This is a genomic window from Massilia oculi, from assembly GCF_017582745.1.
Classification (GTDB): Bacteria; Pseudomonadota; Gammaproteobacteria; order Burkholderiales; family Burkholderiaceae_D; genus Telluria; species Telluria oculi_A.
On record NZ_JAFVIM010000004.1, the window covers coordinates 1 to 17,991 of the forward strand.

The window sequence follows — 17,991 nt, forward strand, 5'->3', positions numbered from 1 at the left end:
CCGTGCCGCCATCCTCAATCGCTTCACGCGCTTGGGCACGCCCACGACCGTAGCGGTGACCATGCCGTAAATCCGTCTGGGGTTTGGGGTACTACGCGCTCAATTGATTTATGCAACAAAGCCCCGTAGACCGAGAAATAGGGCAGCCCTAGAATCACTCATCCATTTCCCCTGCATGTATTTCAGCGCGTTTTAAATCGATTCCGGTTTTGGCTGGAAGGGGTGGATATTCGCCTTTTTTTAAATATTCATAAGGGAAGATCATGACCTTGCATAAATTAATGTTTGTGTTGGCGCTTTCTCTGGCGGCGACCGTCGTCAAGGCCGCACCGGCCTCGTCGTTCGTCGACTTTTCCAACGGCGCCCAGGGATGGGAAGGGTCGCAGCCCGCCAATGGCGTGGGCGGGTCATGGATCGACACCTCCCTGGGCAATGGCGCTCCCGCCCTGCACACGGTGATGGAAAACTTCGGCATCGGTTTCAGTAACCGCAGCGAGAATTACGTGGGGGATTATTCGAAGCTCGGCAGCGTGACCATCGGCCTGGACATCATCGCCAATTCGATCAGCTATGTCGGCCAGCAGGTGTCGCGCAACCTGGTCGTCGAATTGCGTGACTACGACAATACGCCGGAAGGCATGCCTTATACCAGCGTCTGGTTCGACCTGGGCGTCATCGACGCCACGCTCGGCTGGCAGCACCTGTCGGTGACGATCGAAGATACCGCCATGGCGGCCCTGCCGGCCGGCTGGGGCGGATACGGCACGACGGATGACGCCCAGGGTCCGGGTCTCCCGCCCGGCCGCACCTTCGCCGACGTGCTGTCCAGCGTGGACGAACTGGTCTTCTCCACCCTCGTTCCCGGCTGGTTCTACGGCTTCACCGACTTCGACATCGCGATCGACAATATCTCGGTCAGCGCCGGGGTGGCCGAGGTGCCGGAACCGTCGAGCGTCGCCCTGATGTTTGGCGGTCTCGGCATGCTGGGCTGGATGGCGCGCCGCCGCTCGCGTCATACACCGATGGCCTGACCGAGGGCCACAGGCTGGCGAGCCGGATCGACGGGGCGGGATACAATCCGGCCTCGTCTTTTTACCGGTACGCCATGAACTCTACCGCCGCCCATGCGCCTTCCGCGCGCGTTTCCGCCTCGCTTCCCACCCCGATCCTGCAAACCCTCGACCTGGCCGACGCCTCCTGGCGCCCCATCCTCGAAGCCGGCCTCGAGGCCGTCGCCCGCGCCAATCCCGGCTACCTGCCGGCGCTCGCCGTCGACGACTACCTGCCCACCGAGCATCGCCTGTTCGCCGCCTTCGCCCAGCCGCTGGACAAGGTGCGCTACGTCCTGGTGGGCGAGGGCCCATACCCGCGCGCGGCCAGCGCCACCGGCGTCTGCTTCATGGATGGCGCGGTAGGCGAGTTGTGGTGCGAGAGCGGCCTGTCGAAGCCGGTCAACCGCGCGACCTCGCTGCGCAACTTCATGAAGATGCTGCTGGTGGCGAGCGGCCAGTTGCAGCCTGACGCGACCGGCAGCGCCGCGCTGGCGCCGATCGCGCTGGCGGCGCGTGGCGACGGCTCGATCCAGACCCTGGCCGAACTGCAGGACAACCTCACCAGCCACGGCTTCCTGCTGCTGAATGCGGCGCTGGTGTTCCGCAAGCACGTCGCGCCGGCGATCGATGCGCGCGCCTGGCTACCGTTCCTGCAGACGGTGCTGGCGGCGCTGGCCGAACGGCCGCAACCGCCGACCCTGGTCCTGTGGGGCAAGATCGCCGAGCAGCTGAAAAAGCTGCCCGAGACGGCCGCCTTCCCGCAGGCGCTGGCCGAGCATCCCTACAATCTGAGCTTCATCGGGCATGCCGGGATGCAACAGCTGTTTGGCCCGATGGAACTGTTGCGCAAGCGATAACGGCCGGCGTTGCGGCGTTCAAACGAAAGGGAGAGAGGGCGGGAGGCCCATTTTGAGGGCCTTCGAGACAAGATGTCCGCGATTTGCTATACTTGACTAAATCGTTCAACTAATCGGGTTTTTAGCCCGGTCCCGCGAGAGAAGTCGGCGGCAGGACGAGATAGTTGGACAAGAGGAATATTTTAACATTAACCGGGGTTGTAATGCGTCTGACCACCAAAGGCCGTTTTGCTGTTACCGCGATGATCGATCTTGCCATGCGTCAAGGCAATGGTCCGGTCACGCTGTCGGGCATCAGCCAGCGCCAGGCCATTTCGCTGTCCTACCTGGAGCAGCTGTTCGGCAAGCTGCGCCGCCACGAGATCGTCGAATCGATCCGCGGCCCGGGTGGCGGCTACAGCCTGGCCCGTCCGGCGGGCAAGGTGACGGTGGCCGACATCATCATCGCCGTCGACGAGCCGCTGGATGCGACCCAGTGCGGTGGCAAAGAGAATTGCCATGGCGCCCATACCGATGGCGCCCGCTGCATGACCCACGAATTGTGGACCACGCTGAACGAAAAAATGGTCGACTACCTCGATTCGGTATCGCTGCAAGACCTGGTCGACCAGCAGCGGCAAAAAGAACAGAACGTCGTGCACGTGCACCGTGGCGCCCCCGCCGCCATCGGAACAAACTGAAGCTTACTGGAGTGAATTGATGAACGCGCCTTTGGACAAGAAAACCGAGCAGAGCTTCGCGACTGCGCCCCATTTCCCGATCTACCTGGACTACTCGGCCACCACGCCGGTCGATCCACGCGTGGCGGACGCCATGATCCCGTTCCTGCGCGAGCAGTTCGGCAACCCGGCCTCGCGCAGCCACGCCTATGGCTGGAGCGCGGAAGCCGCGGTCGAAGAGGCGCGCCAGAACGTGGCGAACATGGTCGGCGCCGATCCGCGCGAGATCATCTGGACTTCGGGCGCGACCGAGAGCAACAACCTGGCGCTCAAGGGTGCGGCCCAGTTCTACAAGACCAAGGGCAAGCACATCATCACGGTCAAGACCGAGCACAAGTCGGTGCTCGACACCGTGCGCGAACTCGAGCGCGTCGGCTTCGACGCCACCTACCTCGAGCCGCAAGACAACGGCCTGATCACCGTCGCGCAGCTGGAAGCCGCGCTGCGTCCGGACACCATCCTGGTCTCGGTCATGCTGGTCAATAACGAGATCGGCGTGGTCCAGCCGATCGAAGAGCTGGCCGCGCTGTGCCGCTCGAAAGGCATCATCTTCCACTGCGACGCCGCGCAAGCCGTCGGCAAGGTGGTCATCGACCTCGACAAATCGAAGGTCGACCTGATGACCTTCACCGCGCACAAGGTCTACGGCCCGAAAGGCGTCGGCGCCCTGTACGTGCGCCGCAAGCCGCGCGTGCGCCTGGAAGCGCAGATGCACGGCGGCGGCCACGAGCGCGGCCTGCGCTCGGGCACCCTGCCGACCCACCAGCTGGTGGGCATGGGCGAAGCGTTCCGCCTGGCGAAAGAAGAGATGGAAGGTGAGCTGGTGCGTATCCGCGCGCTGCGCGACCGCCTGGCCAAGGGCCTGCTCGAGATCGAAGAAGTCTATATCAACGGCGACATGGACCACCGCGTGCCGCACAACCTGAACGTCTCGTTCAACTATGTCGAAGGCGAGTCGCTGATTATGGCGGTCAAGGACATCGCCGTGTCGTCCGGTTCGGCCTGCACCTCGGCCAGCCTGGAACCATCGTACGTGCTGCGCGCCCTGGGCCGCAGCGACGAACTGGCGCACAGCTCGATCCGCTTCACCATCGGCCGCTTCACGACCGAGGAAGAGATCGACTTCGCCGTCAACCTGCTGAAAGCGAAGGTTGGCAAATTGCGCGAACTGTCGCCGCTGTGGGACATGTTCAAGGAAGGGATCGACCTCAACTCGATCCAATGGGCAGCCCACTAAATCAAGATTAAGGAGCATCACCATGGCATATTCGGACAAAGTACTCGACCACTACGAAAACCCGCGCAACGTCGGCGCCTTCGACAAGGGCGACGATGCAGTCGGCACCGGCATGGTCGGCGCGCCGGCCTGCGGCGACGTCATGAAACTGCAGATCAAGGTCAACGACCAGGGCCTGATAGAAGACGCGAAGTTCAAGACCTATGGCTGCGGTTCGGCCATCGCATCGAGCTCGCTGATCACCGAATGGGTGAAGGGCAAGAGCCTCGACGAAGCGCTGGCGATCAAGAACACGCAGATCGCCGAAGAACTGGCCCTGCCTCCGGTCAAGATTCACTGCTCGATCCTGGCCGAAGACGCGATCAAGGCCGCCGTCGCCGACTACAAGGCAAAGCACGAGAAGGCAGCAGCGTAATTTTTTAGTAGAACAGAGCTGGAGAAGCACATGGCAATCACCCTGACCGAAAAAGCCGCGAAACACGTCAACCGTTACCTCGAACGCCGGGGCAAGGGCATCGGCTTGCGCTTCGGTGTGCGCACCACCGGCTGCTCCGGCCTGGCCTACAAGCTCGAGTACGTCGACGAGAGCGCCGCCGAAGACGCGGTGTTCGAGTCGCACGGCGTCAAGGTCTTCGTCGACCCGAAAAGCCTGGCCTACATCGACGGCACCGAGCTCGATTTCGCCCGCGAAGGGCTCAATGAAGGCTTCCGCTTCAACAACCCGAACGTCAAGGACAACTGCGGCTGCGGCGAGAGCTTCCGTATCTAAGCCGATAACCCACGCCGATGCAGAATCACTTCGACCTGTTCCAGCTGCCGGCCCGTTTCGAGGTCGACCAGGATGCCCTCGATAGCGCGTACCGCGAAGTCCAGGGCCGCGTCCACCCGGATCGCTTCGTCAACGCCACCGACGCCGAAAAGCGCGTCGCGATGCAGTGGGCGACCCGCGCCAACGAGGCCTATCAAACCCTGCGCAACCCGCAGAAGCGCGCGCAATACCTGTGCGAACTGAACGGCGTCGACCTGCAAACCGAGTCGAACACGGCCATGCCCCCAAGCTTCCTGATGCAGCAGATGGAATGGCGCGAGGAGCTCGAGGACGCGCGCGCGGCCAAGGACGCCATCGCGCTCGACCGCCTGGAAGCGCAGCTGCGCACCGAGCGCAAGAACATGCTGGCCGCCGTTGCGAGCCAGCTGGACGCGGGCGACTTCAGCGGCGCCGCGCAAGGCGTGCGCGGCCTGATGTTCCTCGATAAATTCGGCGACGAAGTGCAGTACGCCTTCGAGGCGATCGACGCCTGATCCGCTGCGGATCGCTGGTCGGACGGTCCACCGTTCGGCTCCCGGCGCAGAAAAACAATATTGGTATCACGACTATGGCACTCCTCCAAATCGCCGAACCCGGCATGTCCACCGCCCCGCACCAGCATCGCCTGGCCGTGGGCATCGACCTGGGCACCACCAACTCGCTCGTCGCCACCGTCCGTAGCGGCAGCCCCGAAGTGCTGAGCGACGAGGAGGGCCGTTCGCTGCTGCCGTCGATCGTGCGCTACCTGCCGAACGGCCACGCCAACATCGGCCACAAGGCGCGCGTCCACCAGACGACCGACCCGAAGAACACGATCGTCTCGGTCAAACGCTTCATGGGCCGCGGCCTCAAGGACATCGCCCACGCCGAGAACCTGCCTTACGACTTCGTCGAAGGCGAGGGCATGGTCCAGCTGAACACCGTCGCCGGCGTGAAAAGCCCGGTCGAGGTGTCGGCCCAGATCCTGGCCACCCTGCGCCAGCGCGCCGAGGATTCGCTGGGCGACGACCTAGTCGGCGCCGTGATCACCGTGCCGGCCTACTTCGACGACGCCCAGCGCCAGGCCACCAAGGACGCGGCCCAGCTGGCCGGCCTGAACGTGCTGCGCCTGCTGTCCGAGCCGACCGCCGCCGCCATCGCCTATGGCCTCGACCATGGCAAAGAGGGCGTCTACGCCGTCTACGACCTTGGCGGCGGCACCTTCGATATCTCGATCCTCAAGCTCTCGAAAGGCGTGTTCGAGGTGCTGTCGACCGGTGGCGATTCGGCCCTGGGCGGCGACGATTTCGATCATCGCCTGTTCTGCTGGATCACCGAGCAGGCCAAGCTGGCGCCACTGTCCGAACAGGACACCGCGACCCTGATGGTCAAGGCGCGCCAGGCCAAGGAACTGCTGTCGACCAATGAGGAAACGATGGTCGAGGCGATCCTGAAGTCGGGCGAGATCGTGCAGGTGACGGTCACCGCAGCGGTGTTCTCCGAGATCACCAAGCACCTGGTCGGCAAGACCATGAACGCGATCCGCAAGGCGATGCGCGACGCGAACGTCAGTGTCGAAGACGTCGACGGCGTGGTGATGGTCGGCGGCGCAACGCGCATGCCGCACGTGCGCCGCGCCGTCTCGGAATTCTTCCAGACCATCCCGCACGCCAATATCGACCCGGACCGCGTGGTGGCGTTGGGCGCCGCGATCCAGGCCAATCTGCTGGCCGGCAACCGCGCCGAGGGTGACGACTGGCTGCTGCTGGACGTGACCCCGCTGTCGCTGGGCATCGAGACGATGGGCGGCCTGGTCGAGAAGATCATCCCGCGCAATTCGACGATCCCTGTCGCGCGCGCCCAGGAATTCACGACCTTCAAGGATGGCCAGACCGCGCTGGCGGTGCACGTGGTGCAGGGCGAGCGCGAGCTGGTGTCGGACTGCCGTTCGCTGGCGCGCTTCGAGCTGCGCGGCATTCCGCCAATGGCGGCCGGCGCCGCGCGCATCCGCGTCACCTATCAGGTGGACGCCGACGGCTTGCTGTCGGTGGCCGCGCGCGAGATGCGTTCGGGCGTGGAAGCCTCGATCACGGTCAAGCCATCCTATGGCCTGGGCGACGACGACGTGGCGCGCATGCTGCAGGAGTCGTATAGCTCGGCGTCTAGCGACATGCAGATGCGCGCACTGCGCGAAGAGCAGGTCGAGGCCGAGCGCATCCTGCTGGCGACGCAGTCGGCGCTGGATGCCGATATCGAACTGCTGGCGGCGGAAGAGCAGGCCGCGATTGGCCAGCAGCTGCAGGCGGTGCGCGATGCGGTGACGGCGTCGAACGACGCGTCGACCGCACCGGGCCAGCGCCAGGACGCTCTGCACACCGCGGTGCAGGCGCTGGCCAAGGGCACCGAAGAATTCGCCGCCCGCCGCATGGACAAGAGCGTGCGCAAGGCGCTGGCGGGCAAGTCGCTGGACGAGGTTTGATTCGTCGAACTCGGCCCGCACCGCCCGCATGTCATTACCTCCAGTGGAGGTAACGACGTAGCGACTGACGCGGCATAGAATAAGCAGTAGCGCACCACACACAACATACAAACCGAGGTAACCCAAGTGCCACAAATCGTCATCCTCCCACACCCGGTGTTCTGCCCAGACGGCGCCGTGCTCGAAGCGCCAAGCGGCAAGTCGGTCTGCGACGTCCTGCTCGACAACGACATCGAGATCGAGCACGCCTGCGATCGCGTCTGCGCCTGCACCACCTGCCACGTGATCGTGCGCGAAGGCTTCGAATCGCTGAACGAGCAGGAAGAGAAGGAAGAAGACATGCTCGACAAGGCCTGGGGCCTGGAGCCGAATTCGCGCCTGTCGTGCCAGGCGATCGTCGCGGAAGAAGACCTGGTGGTCGAGATCCCGAAATACACGATCAACCACGCCGCCGAAAAGAATCACTGAGCCGTCCATGAAGCGTCTTGAGCAAGCCCGGAAATCCCCGGCACCACAGGAGCTGCCGCCGGAGGTCCGTCCCGGCCAGTCGATCGAGCTGCTCAAGGAGCTGCACATCCTGACCCGCGACGGCAAGTTGAACCAGGACAGCCGCCGCAAGCTCAAGCAGGTCTACCACCTGTACAACTTCATCGAGCCGCTGCTGCGCGACGTCAAGAGCGAAAAAGGCAGCGTCTCGCTGGTCGACCACGGCGCCGGCAAGTCCTACCTCGGCTTCATCCTGTACGACCTGTTCGTCAAGGCCGAGGGCGAAGGCTCCCACATCTACGGCATCGAGACCCGCGAAGAGCTGGTCAGCAAATCGACCGAGCTGGCCGCGCGCCTGGGTTTCAATGGGATGTCGTTCCTGCCGCTGTCGGTCGCCGAGTCGACCACATCGAGCAAGCTGCCCGAGACGATCGACATCGTCACCGCGCTGCACGCCTGTAACACCGCCACCGACGACGCCATCGATTTCGCCCTCAAGAAGAAGGCGAAACACATGGTGCTGGTGCCGTGCTGCCAGGCCGAAGTCGCGTCCGTGCTGCGCAAGAACAAGGGCAAGGACATCAAGCGCAGCGCGCTGACCGAGATCTGGCGCCATCCGATCCACACGCGCGAGTTCGGCAGCCAGATCACCAATGTGCTGCGCTGCCTGCAGCTCGAGGCCCACGGCTACCAGGTCACGGTCACCGAACTGGTGGGCTGGGAACACTCGATGAAGAACGAACTGATCGTCGCAACCTATAAAAACCTGCCGCGCCGCCGGCCGAGCGAACGCCTGAATGAAGTGCTGCACGAGGTCGGCCTTGAAGAAATGAAGAGCCGTTTTTATACCCCGCAAGCCGAGACCACGGAATAAGAAGATGAGCCAAGACCAACAGCGCTGGATCGACCTGCGCAGCGACACCGTCACCCAGCCGAGCGCCGCGATGCGCGCCACCATGGTGGCGGCCCCGGTCGGCGACGACGTCTACGGCGACGACCCGACCGTCAACCGCCTGCAGGACTATGCGGCCGAGCTGTTCGGCTTCGAAGCGGGCATGTTCGCCCCGAGCGGCACCCAGACGAACCTGATCGCCCTGATGACCCACTGCGGTCGCGGCGACGAATACCTGGTCGGCCAGGAAGCGCACACCTACAAGTACGAAGGCGGTGGCGCCGCGGTGCTGGGCAGCATCCAGCCGCAGCCGATCGCGAACCAGCCGGACGGCAGCATTTTACTTTCCGACATCGAGGCTTATATCAAGCCGGACGATATGCACTTCGCGCGCACCCGTCTGCTGGCGCTCGAAAACACCATCGGTGGCCGCGTGCTGAGCCAGGAATACATCGCGGCGGCGACCACGCTCGCCCACGATAAAGGCCTGGCGACCCACCTCGATGGCGCGCGCATCTGCAACGCGGCCGTCAAGCAGGGCATCAGCCTGGTTGACGCAGTCAAAGGTTTCGATACCGTGTCAGTGTGCCTGTCCAAGGGCCTCGGCGCGCCGGTCGGTTCGGTCCTGCTGGGACCGAAGTCCTTCATCGAGCAGGGCAAGCGCTGGCGCAAGATGCTGGGCGGCGGCATGCGCCAGGCCGGCGTGATCGCCGCCGCGGCCCACTATGCGCTCGAGCACAACGTCGCGCTGCTCGCCAATGACCACGACAACGCGGCCGAACTGGCGCAGGGCCTGGCGAAAATCGAACAGCTGAAGGTCGGCATGCCCCAAACGAACATCTTCTGGATGGAGGTGCCGGCAGCCGCCTGCGCGCCGCTGCGCCAGGCGCTCGAGCGCGCCGGCATCCGCGCTACCGTCGGCCCGAAAATGCGCCTGGTGACCCACCTCGACATCTCGAACGCCGACGTCAAGCGCACGGTCGAGGTGTTCACGGCCTTCTTCGCGGATTGGCGCGTATGACGGACGAAGGAATTCGCCTGGCCAAGCGCGTCGCCGAAGTGGCGGGGTGCTCGCGCGCCGAGGCTGAACGTTACATCGCCGGCGGCTGGGTCAGTGTCGATGGCGCGGTGGCTGAAGATCCCGCCTCGCGCGTGACGCCGACGCAGGCCGTCGTCCTGCTGCCGGGCGCGACCCCGGTCGAGCCGGAACCGGTCACCATCCTGCTGCACAAGCCGGCCGGCGTCCCGCAGGACGCGTTGCTGGCCGGGATCGGCGCCGACACGCAAGTGCTGGACAATGGTTTCGGCAAGCCTTTCCTGCGCCGGCACCTCTTCAAGCTGGCGCTGGCGACGCCGCTCGAGACGATGGCATCTGGCCTGGTCGTGTTCAGCCAGGACTGGCGCGTGATGCGCAAACTCGTCGAGGATGCGCCGCGCAACGAGTATGAATACGTGGCCGAGGTGGACGGAAAGATCGCCGAGGGCGGCCTCGATAAGCTGGGCCGCATGTTCCGCGCCAGCTGGCAAAGCGAGGCGCGCCTGCGCGTCGCCGGCAAGAACATCCAGCGCGGCCAGATCGAACGCCTGTGCGGCGACGTCGGCCTGAAGGTGACCGCGCTGCGCCGCCTGCGCATCGGCCGCATTTCCATGGGCAGCCTGCCGCCGGGCGGCTGGCGTTACCTGCGCGACGTCGAGCGCTTCTGAGTTCTTCCTGATATGCCAAGTTCGTTCCGCCTGGTCGCGACCAGCGTCCTGTTTTTCCTGTTGCTGGGGCCCGTGATCCCGGTGATCGAATTCACCCTGGCCACCCTGTTCACCAAGGGCCGCATCGAGCTCATGCCGTCGTTCTACCTGGCGGCGCTGCTGTTCGGCGCCCTGATCGCGGGCGCGCTCGGCCTGGTCCACGGCATGCTGGTGGCGCTGGCCGTCAAGCTGGAGCCGCTGCGCCGGCGCCTGCAGACCACGCCGCGGCGCGTGCTGCTGGGGGCGGGCGCGGCGCTGCTGTGCGGGCTGGCGATGACCGCCGCCACGCTCTACATCGCGCGCCATTCCTACGGCGACCTGCTGGGCGGGATGGACCCGAACAACCCGGATCCATGGAAGATCATCCGCGCCTATATGGTGATCGAGCTCTTCATCCTGCCGGCGCTGGCCTGCGGCATCCTGTTCCAGCTGCTGCCCTGGTCGCGCAAGCTGATGCAGCGCGCCGTCGAACGGGCTTGAGAAGTCACACTGCTGTCATCTCGCGCCCATATGCTGTCGATTTTTCATCCTTGGAAAATCGACAACCATGTTCCTGCGCCGTCCCGCCAAGCCTTCCCGTTACCTTCCCATGATGAGCGCGATCGCGCTGGCCTGCGTGCTCGCGGCCTGCGGTGGCGACGACGACGATCCGACCCCGACCATGCTCGCGCTGCAGAAGATCGGCGGCTACGACGGCGGGGCGGTCGGCGCGGCCGAGATCACGGCCTATGATGCGGGCAGCCGCCGCCTGTTCGTCGTCAACGGCGCCAACGGCACGGTCGACGTGCTCGACCTGGCGGCTCCAAGCACGCCGAAACTGATCGGCACCATCAACGTGTCGAGCCTGGGCAAGGCGGTCAACAGCGTCGCCGTGCACGACGGCCTGGTGGCGCTGGCGATCGAATCCAATCCCAAGACCCAGCCGGGCACCGTCGCCTTCTACAATGCGGCCGACCTCAAGCTGGTCAATAGCGTCAAGGTCGGCGCGCTGCCCGACATGCTGACCTTCACGCCGGACGGCAGCAAGGTGCTGGTCGCGAACGAGGGTGAGCCGAGCGGCTACGGCGTGGCTGGCACGACCGATCCGGAAGGCTCGGTCAGCATCATCACCGTCAACCGCGGCGGCACGCCCTCGGTCGCCACCGCCGACTTCCGCGCCTTCAACGGCCAGGAAGCCGCGCTGCGCGCGCAGGGCATCCGCATCTTTGGACCGAACGCCAGCGCGGCCCAGGACTTCGAGCCGGAATACATCACCGTCACCGACGACGGCCGCACCGCGTACGTGACCCTGCAGGAAAACAACGCGATCGCCATCGTCGACGTCGCGACGGCCAAGGTCACCGCGGTCAAGCCGCTCGGCTTCAAGGACCACAGCATTGCTGGCATGGGGCTGGATGCGTCGGACGAGGACGGCGGCACCAATACCAATAGCGGTTCGCCGGCCATCAAGATCGGTCCGCAGCCGGTGAAAGGCATGTACCTGCCGGACGCCATCGCCAGCTATTCGGTGGACGGCAAGCATTATCTGATCACCGCCAACGAGGGCGACGCGCGCGCCGACTGGCCGGGCTTCAACGAAGAGAGCCGCGTGCGTGCGCACTGCACGGCAGGCCTGGATCCGGCCGTCTTCCCGGACGCAACGAACCAGATCTTCGATTCGAACCTGGGCCGCCTGCGCATCACCACCACGCCGAATGGCGGCAAGGACGGCAAGAACGCGGCCGGCCAGTGCAATGAACTGTACACCTTCGGCGGCCGTTCGTTCTCGATCTGGGATACCGACATCAAGCGTGTCTACGATTCGGGCGACGAATTCGAGCAGCGCACCAAGGCGCTGCCGAACGTCAAGTTCAACGCCAGCAACGACAATAACGACCTGGAAGACCGCAGCGCGTCGAAGGGACCGGAACCGGAAGGCGCGGTGGTCGGCAAGTTCGGCAACAAGCACTACGCCTTCATCGGCCTGGAGCGCGTCGGCGGCGTGATGGTGTACGACGTGAGCAAGCCGGCCCAGGCCTCCTTCGTCACCTACCTGAACACCCGCGACGGCGACAAGGGCGACCTGGGTCCGGAAGGCCTGACCCTGATCCCGGCTCACAAGTCGCCGAACGGCAAGCCGCTGCTGATCGTCGGTAACGAAGTCAGCGGCACCACCGCCATCATGCAGATCAACCTGACTTACTGATCCGCGCGCTTACGCAGCAGCTGCATGCCGATCGCGGCGGCGACCACCGCCGCACCGGCCACCAGCGCCTTGCTGGCCGGCTGGCTGGGCTGCGGCCTCCGTTGATTGAGGCGGCTCGGGTCGGCATGCAGGCCACTGGCGCCATGCGGCGCTTCGTACAGCGCACCGCGCGTGTCGTGCGTGCGCTCGGCCCGCTTAGCCCAAGCATCCATGAAGCGATTCATCCCGGCCGCGACCAGATTCGGCGCCAGCTGGGTGGCCTTCATGGCGGCGGCGGGCGCCCCGATCACGGTCGTGTCGCGCGGACGGCGCGCCAGCTTGACGACGGCATCGGCCACGGTTTCCGGCGCCAGCGCGCCCGGCGGATACGAGAGATGGGCGCCGGTATAGTTGGCCGCGTGGCTGAAGCCGGGCGAATCCACGAAAGTAGGGTACACGTCGCAGACGTGGATGTGGCGCCGCTTGCCTACCTCCGCCCGCAGTGCCTTGGAAAAGCCGCGCAGGCCGAACTTGCTGGCCGCGTAGGCCGCGGCGTAGGGCGTGGCGACGTAGCCGCCGGACGAGATCATATTGACCCAGGTGCCGTGGTCCTGCTCCAGGAAGATCGGCAGCACCGCGTGCGCGTCGTTCATGTGGGTGAGCAGGTTCGTTTCGATCACCTGGCGGTGGTCGGCCATGGGCACGTCGTGGTACTTGCCGACCACGCCGGCGCCGACGTTGCTGAACCATAGGTCGATTGTCCCCAGGATGCTTCGCGCCTCGCGCGCGAAAGCTGCCACCGCCTTGGCGTCGGTCGCGTCGACCACCACCGTTTCGGCCCGGCCGCCGGCCTGGAAGCAGCGGCGGGCGACATCGTCGAGGCCTTCCTTGCCGCGCGCGCCGAGCACCAGGTCGGCGCCCTCGCGGGCAAAGGCGATGGCGGTCGCGGCGCCGATGCCGCTCGAGGCGCCCATGATGACCACACGGAGATTCGATCGCTTCATCGTTGACCTTTCATTCACAGTGAAAAGGCCGATTATTCCGCGATTTTAAATGCCGCCGCGTTCGAATTCCGCGCGGCAAGCTAGGGATGTCCTAGCGCTTGATCTTGGGCAGCTGGACCAGGCGGGTGCCGGCCAGGCGGTCGTGCAGGAACTGACGATCCTTGTCGAGGAAGGCGGTGAGCGCCCAGGCGACGATGCCGACCGCCAGCGCAATGCTGATCTCGGTCTTGGCATGCAGCCCGGCCGCGGCGCACACGATCAGAGCCGGCGCGAACCAGCACCAGGCGGCAAGATAGCGCACGATGGCCGTGCGCCATGGCAGGCGCGCGTGCCCGGCCTGGACCACCTTGATGCGCCAGGTCTTCATGGCCAGCGTGTGGCCGCTGTCGCGCCAGCACCAGGTGAAATACAGGCCCGTCACCAGGAACAGCCACAGCTTCAGCCCATGCTGGAACAGCGGTTCCTGGCGGTTGCCGGTGAGGAGCAGGTAGACCAGCACCGCCAGCATCTCGACGGCGAACAGCAGGAAGAATTCATAGACCATCACCGTCGCGCGGCGTTTGACGGTCGGCGTCGGGTAGGACGGGGCGTGCGCCGGACTGGCCGCGCCCGGATCGGCAAGCGACTCAGTTGCTTGCATTGGCGGCCTGCGCGGGTGCCTGCTGGCCGCTGGGTGCGGCGATCGCGCCGCCGGCATCGGCGGCAGGGGAGCTGGCCGCCGGCCCCGGCGTCACAGGGGAGGCGGGGGCAGGAGCAGGGCCGGGAACGGCGCTGCCCGGCGGCGTTGCCGGCGGTACGCTGGCGGTCGCGGTCGGGACCACGGTATCCGTGCCGATCAGGATGCATTCGGCGCCGCGGCGGGTGGTATTCGGTGGGCAGGGCGTCGGCGTGACCAGCATCGGCGCTTCAGGCAGCGCCACCGGGATGCTCTTGTTGCGCGCCGCAGCCGGGCTGTTGGCCAGCTTGCGTTTCTGGTCGTCCGACAGCTGCTTGTAGTTTTCCCAGTTGGCCGCCTTGTCGCCGCCCTGGGCCAGGCGACTGGTGCGGCTGTAGTTCTCGCGCGCGAGTTCGCGCTGTTCGGGGGTGAGCTTCATCCACTGGCGCATGCGCTCGTGCACGCGCTGCTGCTCGAACGCGGGCATCGAGGCGAAGCGGGCCGACATCTCGATCCACTTGCGCTTGCGCGGTCCTTCCATCTGGTTCCACTCGGGTTCCAGCGGCGCCAGCGCCACTTGCTGGGCGCTGCTCAGATCGTTCCACAGGGGCTTGTCGAAGCTTTTGGGCGACGCGCGTTCGCCATCGACGGCATCGGCCACCGACGGCAGGACGGACGGGGTGTCGAAACGGTCGACGATGACCCAGGCGATTACGCCCGCTACCAGGACCCCGGCCACCGTTTTCAGGACGGGGAACCGTGATTTCGAGGCGCCGGGCTCCGATGCGCGAGACTGTGAAGCGTCGTTCTTCGTCATTGCCGGCGCTGCTGCGACTCCAGGTAAGCGGAAAAGCCCGGGTCGAGGTACGCGTTGAGCGGCAGTTCATCGGACAGCACGGCTGCGTCGATGTCGGCCAGCTCGGCGATCTGCTGTTGCTGTTCGTGCTGGTAGACACCGCCCATGCCGATCACCAGGGCCAGGATCGGCACCGCGACGGCCAGGCGCGACATGGCCGGGCCGCTCACGATATTGCCGAAGCCGGCCAGCATCTCGCGCCAGCCGGAAGGGGCCGGTTTGAAATACTCGACCGGCGCGTCCGCCTTCTTGCGCGCGAGCGCGGCGGCGCGCGCGGCGGCCAGCCGGTCCGTGGTCGATGCCGGCAGGGTGTCGAGCTGTTCGTCCAGTGCATGGCGGATTTTGTACGCCAGGTTGATGTCGTCGGTATTCATAAAGTGATTCCCTTGGCCTTGAGCGCTGCGGCGAGGGCGTGGGTGGCACGGGAGCAATGTGTCTTGACGCTGCCTTCGGAGCATCCCATTGCTTCGGCCGTTTCGGCCACGTCCATATCCTGCCAGTAACGCATGAGGAAGGCTTCCCGTTGACGCGTTGGGAGCTTTTGTACTTCTTCTTCGATCAAGCGCAAGGTTTGTTCGCGCTCAATCTGGTCCGCGCTCGACTCTGCGGCGGCCGAACCTTCTTCGGCCTCGTATGAGGCAAGTATATCAAAGTCGTCATCGTCATCTCCCTCACGGCGGCTGAAGCCGGAAAACAGGCTGACCCAGGTGTTGCGCACCTTCTCACGGCGGAAGTAATCGAGAATGGTCGTCTGCAGGATGCGCTGGAACAGCATCGGCAGCTCGGCGGCTGGTTTGTCGCCATATTTTTCGGCCAGCTTGATCATGGCGTCCTGGACGATGTCCAGCGCCGACTCGTCCTTGCGCACCGCATACACCGCCTGCTTGAACGCACGCCGTTCGACATTCTCGAGGAAGTCGTTGAGTTCTTTATCTGTGGCCATGCGGGTTCAAGGAAGCGCTCGTCTTACTCGTGCTTTAAGGAAAACCTTCGCATCCTAGCAAAAAACGTCCTGGCCTGCACCGACATCTCACAGTGGAAGAAGGCGGTAATGCCATTTGCATAACGGTTAAAAACTGCATGAAGATACGCGAAATCATTCGTTGTTCGTCTATTGGAGCGTGATTAGGCTGTCAACACGACCATACAGCCTCCGCCATCATGCCGCTCGATATTCCCCGCCAAGCATTTGCTATTCACCCCATCATCGGCGCTCCGCTGGGCGCCGAAGTCGTCGGCCTCGACCTGTCGCGTCCGCTCGGTGTGCAGGATTTCGAGCGCCTGCACCGCGCCCACCTCGACCACCACGTGCTGGTGTTCCGCGACCAGCACATCACGCCTGCCCAGCAGGTAGAGTTCAGCCGCCGGTTCGGCCAGTTGCAGATCCACGTGCTGCGCAATTTCCAGCTGACGGGCCATCCCGAGGTGCTGATCGTCTCGAACATCCGCGAGAACGGCGAGCCGATCGGCCTGGGCGATGCCGGCCATTTCTGGCATTCCGACCTGTCGTACAAGGAAACGCCGAGCCTGGGCTCGATGTTGCATGCGCAAGAGTTGCCGCCGGAGGGCGGCGATACCCTGTTCGCGAACCAGCACACGGCCTGGCAAGCCTTGCCTGACGAGCTGAAGCGCGAAGTAGAGGGCTTGCGGGCCGAACACTGGTATCTGGCCAAGTACGACGAACTGCGCCGGAAAAATCCGTTCCGCCCGAAGCTCAGCCAGGCCCAGATCGACGAAGTCAAACCGGTCGATCACCCGGTGGTGCGTACCCATCCCGAGACCGGCCGCAAGGCCCTGTTCGTCAGCGAACATTTCACGACCCGCATCCTTGGCGTGCCGGAACAGCGCAGCCGTGAGCTGCTCGACGCGCTGTTCGACTACGGCACACGCCCGCAACATGTCTATCGCCATCAGTGGCGGCCCCACGACATGGTGTTCTGGGACAACCGCTCGCTGATGCACCTGGCGGCCGGCTGTCCGGATCACCTGCGCCGCAAGCTGTACCGCACGACCATCGAAGGCGACGTTCCGTTCTGACTTAAACTGGGAAATCCATGAAACTCCACAAGAAGTTCCTTGCCGTCAGCGCGGCGCTGGCCTTGGCAGTGCCATCACTGGCCCAGGCCGAAGGTCGGATCCGCATCGCCGAGCAGTTCGGCGTGGTCTACCTGCTGCTGAACGTGGCGCAAGACCAGAAACTCATCGAAAAGCATGGCAAGAAGCAGGGCGTCGACGTCGACGTCGGCTGGGTCAAGCTGTCCGGCGGCGCGGTGATCAACGATGCGCTGCTGTCGGGCTCGATCGATATCGCCGGCGCCGGCGTCGGCCCCCTGATGACGATCTGGGACCGCACCAGGGGGCGCCAGAACGTGCGCGGCGTGGCCTCGCTGGGCAGCTTCCCCTATTACCTGGTCAGCACCAATCCGGCGGTCAAGACCATTGCCGACTTCGGCCCGAAAGACCGCATCGCCTTGCCGGCGGTGACGGTGTCGGTGCAGGCCCGCATCCTGCAGATGGCGGCCGCCAAACAGTGGGGCAATGCCCAATTCAAGAAACTCGACCCGATCACCCAGACCGTTCCGCACCCGGACGCGGCCGCGGCCCTGATCGCCGGCAAGACCGAACTGAACGCCCACTTCGGCGGGCCGCCATTCCAGGAGCAAGAACTTGCCGGTAACCCGAATGCGAGAATCGTGCTCGATTCCTACCAAGTGCTGGGAGGGCCGGCCTCGGCGACGGTGCTGTATGCCACCGAAAAATACGTGAAGCAAAATCCCAAGACCTACCGCGCCTTCCTCGATGCGCTGGCCGAGGCGGCCGAGTACATCGCGACCAATCCGGAAGGCGCGGCCGATGCCTACCTGCGCGTCAACAAGGGCAATATCGACCGCGCGCTGCTGCTGAAAGTGATCAAGGATCCGAAGACGCAGTTCCGGGTCGCGCCGCAGAATACGCTGGGCCTGGCGCAATTCCTGCACCAGGTCGGCGCCATCAAGAACAAGCCGGCCTCGTGGAAGGATTACTTCTTCGAGCATCCGGTCATCGCCAACGGGAGCTGAG

The 17,991-nt window shown here is 64.8% G+C and carries 21 protein-coding genes; 16 read left to right on the plus strand and 5 right to left on the minus strand.

From position 1 onward, the window contains the following. The first annotated feature begins 281 nt into the window (after positions 1 to 281). The 14 genes from J3U95_RS05770 (at position 282) to J3U95_RS05835 (ending at position 12,437) form a co-directional block, all read left to right on the plus strand. Complete coding sequence (locus J3U95_RS05770) at positions 282 to 1,031, plus strand: PEP-CTERM sorting domain-containing protein (RefSeq protein WP_208277698.1); 750 nt, start codon at positions 282 to 284, stop codon at positions 1,029 to 1,031. A 74-nt stretch (positions 1,032 to 1,105) separates the two neighbouring features. Next, positions 1,106 to 1,909: a uracil-DNA glycosylase family protein gene (locus J3U95_RS05775; RefSeq protein ID WP_208277699.1), complete on the plus strand. Its 804-nt coding sequence runs from the start codon at positions 1,106 to 1,108 to the stop codon at positions 1,907 to 1,909. Positions 1,910 to 2,112: 203 nt separating this feature from the next. Further along, entirely contained in the window at positions 2,113 to 2,589 is a 477-nt protein-coding gene (gene iscR, locus J3U95_RS05780; protein WP_208277700.1) for a Fe-S cluster assembly transcriptional regulator IscR, read from the plus strand. 19 nt (positions 2,590 to 2,608) lie between these two features. Then, positions 2,609 to 3,865, plus strand: coding sequence for an IscS subfamily cysteine desulfurase (locus J3U95_RS05785; RefSeq protein ID WP_208277701.1), 1,257 nt, complete (start codon positions 2,609 to 2,611; stop codon positions 3,863 to 3,865). A 22-nt stretch (positions 3,866 to 3,887) separates the two neighbouring features. Next, the gene (gene iscU, locus J3U95_RS05790; RefSeq protein WP_005666324.1) at positions 3,888 to 4,280 is read left to right on the plus strand and encodes a Fe-S cluster assembly scaffold IscU; all 393 of its coding nucleotides are present in this window, start codon (positions 3,888 to 3,890) and stop codon (positions 4,278 to 4,280) included. A gap of 30 nt (positions 4,281 to 4,310) precedes the next feature. Next, the gene (gene iscA / locus J3U95_RS05795; RefSeq protein WP_005666326.1) at positions 4,311 to 4,634 is read left to right on the plus strand and encodes an iron-sulfur cluster assembly protein IscA; all 324 of its coding nucleotides are present in this window, start codon (positions 4,311 to 4,313) and stop codon (positions 4,632 to 4,634) included. Positions 4,635 to 4,651: 17 nt separating this feature from the next. Continuing rightward, the gene (gene hscB / locus J3U95_RS05800; protein ID WP_208277702.1) at positions 4,652 to 5,167 is read left to right on the plus strand and encodes a Fe-S protein assembly co-chaperone HscB; all 516 of its coding nucleotides are present in this window, start codon (positions 4,652 to 4,654) and stop codon (positions 5,165 to 5,167) included. A 74-nt stretch (positions 5,168 to 5,241) separates the two neighbouring features. Then, complete coding sequence (hscA, locus tag J3U95_RS05805) at positions 5,242 to 7,131, plus strand: Fe-S protein assembly chaperone HscA (RefSeq protein WP_208277703.1); 1,890 nt, start codon at positions 5,242 to 5,244, stop codon at positions 7,129 to 7,131. Positions 7,132 to 7,257: 126 nt separating this feature from the next. Further along, complete coding sequence (fdx, locus tag J3U95_RS05810; protein WP_208277704.1) at positions 7,258 to 7,599, plus strand: ISC system 2Fe-2S type ferredoxin; 342 nt, start codon at positions 7,258 to 7,260, stop codon at positions 7,597 to 7,599. A gap of 7 nt (positions 7,600 to 7,606) precedes the next feature. Next, a complete protein-coding gene (locus J3U95_RS05815) occupies positions 7,607 to 8,491 on the plus strand; it encodes a class I SAM-dependent methyltransferase (protein ID WP_208277705.1) in 885 nt (294 codons plus the stop codon). A gap of 4 nt (positions 8,492 to 8,495) precedes the next feature. Further along, positions 8,496 to 9,530 carry a low-specificity L-threonine aldolase gene (gene ltaE / locus J3U95_RS05820; protein ID WP_208277706.1) on the plus strand — a complete coding sequence of 345 codons (1,035 nt, stop codon included), beginning with the start codon at positions 8,496 to 8,498 and terminating at the stop codon, positions 9,528 to 9,530. Next, complete coding sequence (locus tag J3U95_RS05825) at positions 9,527 to 10,213, plus strand: RNA pseudouridine synthase (RefSeq protein ID WP_208277707.1); 687 nt, start codon at positions 9,527 to 9,529, stop codon at positions 10,211 to 10,213. The genes ltaE and J3U95_RS05825 overlap by 4 nt, the downstream gene beginning before the upstream one ends. 12 nt (positions 10,214 to 10,225) lie before the next feature. Further along, a complete protein-coding gene (locus tag J3U95_RS05830) occupies positions 10,226 to 10,732 on the plus strand; it encodes a hypothetical protein (protein ID WP_208277708.1) in 507 nt (168 codons plus the stop codon). Positions 10,733 to 10,799: 67 nt separating this feature from the next. After that, positions 10,800 to 12,437, plus strand: coding sequence for a choice-of-anchor I family protein (locus tag J3U95_RS05835; RefSeq protein WP_208277709.1), 1,638 nt, complete (start codon positions 10,800 to 10,802; stop codon positions 12,435 to 12,437). Here J3U95_RS05835 and J3U95_RS05840 read toward each other — a convergent pair. The 5 genes from J3U95_RS05840 to J3U95_RS05860 form a co-directional block, all read right to left on the minus strand. Then, entirely contained in the window at positions 12,431 to 13,420 is a 990-nt protein-coding gene (locus tag J3U95_RS05840) for an SDR family oxidoreductase (RefSeq protein ID WP_208277710.1), read from the minus strand. The genes J3U95_RS05835 and J3U95_RS05840 overlap by 7 nt on opposite strands. A 91-nt stretch (positions 13,421 to 13,511) precedes the next feature. Continuing rightward, positions 13,512 to 14,060 (minus strand): RDD family protein, encoded by a 549-nt coding sequence (locus tag J3U95_RS05845; protein ID WP_208277711.1) that lies wholly within the window; start codon positions 14,058 to 14,060, stop codon positions 13,512 to 13,514. Next, positions 14,047 to 14,892, minus strand: coding sequence for a DUF3106 domain-containing protein (locus J3U95_RS05850; RefSeq protein ID WP_208277712.1), 846 nt, complete (start codon positions 14,890 to 14,892; stop codon positions 14,047 to 14,049). The genes J3U95_RS05845 and J3U95_RS05850 overlap by 14 nt, the downstream gene beginning before the upstream one ends. Further along, entirely contained in the window at positions 14,889 to 15,305 is a 417-nt protein-coding gene (locus tag J3U95_RS05855; protein WP_208277713.1) for a DUF3619 family protein, read from the minus strand. The genes J3U95_RS05850 and J3U95_RS05855 overlap by 4 nt, the downstream gene beginning before the upstream one ends. Beyond that, complete coding sequence (locus J3U95_RS05860) at positions 15,302 to 15,874, minus strand: RNA polymerase sigma factor (protein WP_109347029.1); 573 nt, start codon at positions 15,872 to 15,874, stop codon at positions 15,302 to 15,304. The genes J3U95_RS05855 and J3U95_RS05860 overlap by 4 nt, the downstream gene beginning before the upstream one ends. A 218-nt stretch (positions 15,875 to 16,092) precedes the next feature. Between J3U95_RS05860 and J3U95_RS05865 the strand changes: the two genes are divergently transcribed. Together J3U95_RS05865 and J3U95_RS05870 are read left to right on the plus strand one after the other, a co-directional pair. Then, positions 16,093 to 16,968 carry a TauD/TfdA dioxygenase family protein gene (locus tag J3U95_RS05865; RefSeq protein WP_208277714.1) on the plus strand — a complete coding sequence of 292 codons (876 nt, stop codon included), beginning with the start codon at positions 16,093 to 16,095 and terminating at the stop codon, positions 16,966 to 16,968. A 17-nt stretch (positions 16,969 to 16,985) separates the two neighbouring features. Continuing rightward, entirely contained in the window at positions 16,986 to 17,990 is a 1,005-nt protein-coding gene (locus J3U95_RS05870; protein WP_208277715.1) for an ABC transporter substrate-binding protein, read from the plus strand. The last annotated feature ends 1 nt before the right edge of the window (position 17,991 follow it).

Bases quoted from the DNA above. Each gene is read 5' to 3' on its own strand.
- J3U95_RS05830 (WP_208277708.1), top strand. From the start codon at position 10,226: ATGCCAAGTTCGTTCCGCCTGGTCGCGACCAGCGTCCTGTTTTTCCTG.
- J3U95_RS05840 (WP_208277710.1), bottom strand. From the start codon at position 13,420: ATGAAGCGATCGAATCTCCGTGTGGTCATCATGGGCGCCTCGAGCGGC.
- ltaE (WP_208277706.1), top strand. From the start codon at position 8,496: ATGAGCCAAGACCAACAGCGCTGGATCGACCTGCGCAGCGACACCGTC.
- J3U95_RS05825 (WP_208277707.1), top strand. From the start codon at position 9,527: ATGACGGACGAAGGAATTCGCCTGGCCAAGCGCGTCGCCGAAGTGGCG.
- iscA (WP_005666326.1), top strand. From the start codon at position 4,311: ATGGCAATCACCCTGACCGAAAAAGCCGCGAAACACGTCAACCGTTAC.
- J3U95_RS05785 (WP_208277701.1), top strand. From the start codon at position 2,609: ATGAACGCGCCTTTGGACAAGAAAACCGAGCAGAGCTTCGCGACTGCG.
- J3U95_RS05865 (WP_208277714.1), top strand. From the start codon at position 16,093: ATGCCGCTCGATATTCCCCGCCAAGCATTTGCTATTCACCCCATCATC.
- J3U95_RS05870 (WP_208277715.1), top strand. From the start codon at position 16,986: ATGAAACTCCACAAGAAGTTCCTTGCCGTCAGCGCGGCGCTGGCCTTG.
- J3U95_RS05855 (WP_208277713.1), bottom strand. From the start codon at position 15,305: ATGAATACCGACGACATCAACCTGGCGTACAAAATCCGCCATGCACTG.
- J3U95_RS05845 (WP_208277711.1), bottom strand. From the start codon at position 14,060: ATGCAAGCAACTGAGTCGCTTGCCGATCCGGGCGCGGCCAGTCCGGCG.
- J3U95_RS05770 (WP_208277698.1), top strand. From the start codon at position 282: ATGTTTGTGTTGGCGCTTTCTCTGGCGGCGACCGTCGTCAAGGCCGCA.
- J3U95_RS05850 (WP_208277712.1), bottom strand. From the start codon at position 14,892: ATGACGAAGAACGACGCTTCACAGTCTCGCGCATCGGAGCCCGGCGCC.
- hscA (WP_208277703.1), top strand. From the start codon at position 5,242: ATGGCACTCCTCCAAATCGCCGAACCCGGCATGTCCACCGCCCCGCAC.
- J3U95_RS05835 (WP_208277709.1), top strand. From the start codon at position 10,800: ATGTTCCTGCGCCGTCCCGCCAAGCCTTCCCGTTACCTTCCCATGATG.
- iscU (WP_005666324.1), top strand. From the start codon at position 3,888: ATGGCATATTCGGACAAAGTACTCGACCACTACGAAAACCCGCGCAAC.
- iscR (WP_208277700.1), top strand. From the start codon at position 2,113: ATGCGTCTGACCACCAAAGGCCGTTTTGCTGTTACCGCGATGATCGAT.
- J3U95_RS05815 (WP_208277705.1), top strand. From the start codon at position 7,607: ATGAAGCGTCTTGAGCAAGCCCGGAAATCCCCGGCACCACAGGAGCTG.
- J3U95_RS05775 (WP_208277699.1), top strand. From the start codon at position 1,106: ATGAACTCTACCGCCGCCCATGCGCCTTCCGCGCGCGTTTCCGCCTCG.
- J3U95_RS05860 (WP_109347029.1), bottom strand. From the start codon at position 15,874: ATGGCCACAGATAAAGAACTCAACGACTTCCTCGAGAATGTCGAACGG.
- hscB (WP_208277702.1), top strand. From the start codon at position 4,652: ATGCAGAATCACTTCGACCTGTTCCAGCTGCCGGCCCGTTTCGAGGTC.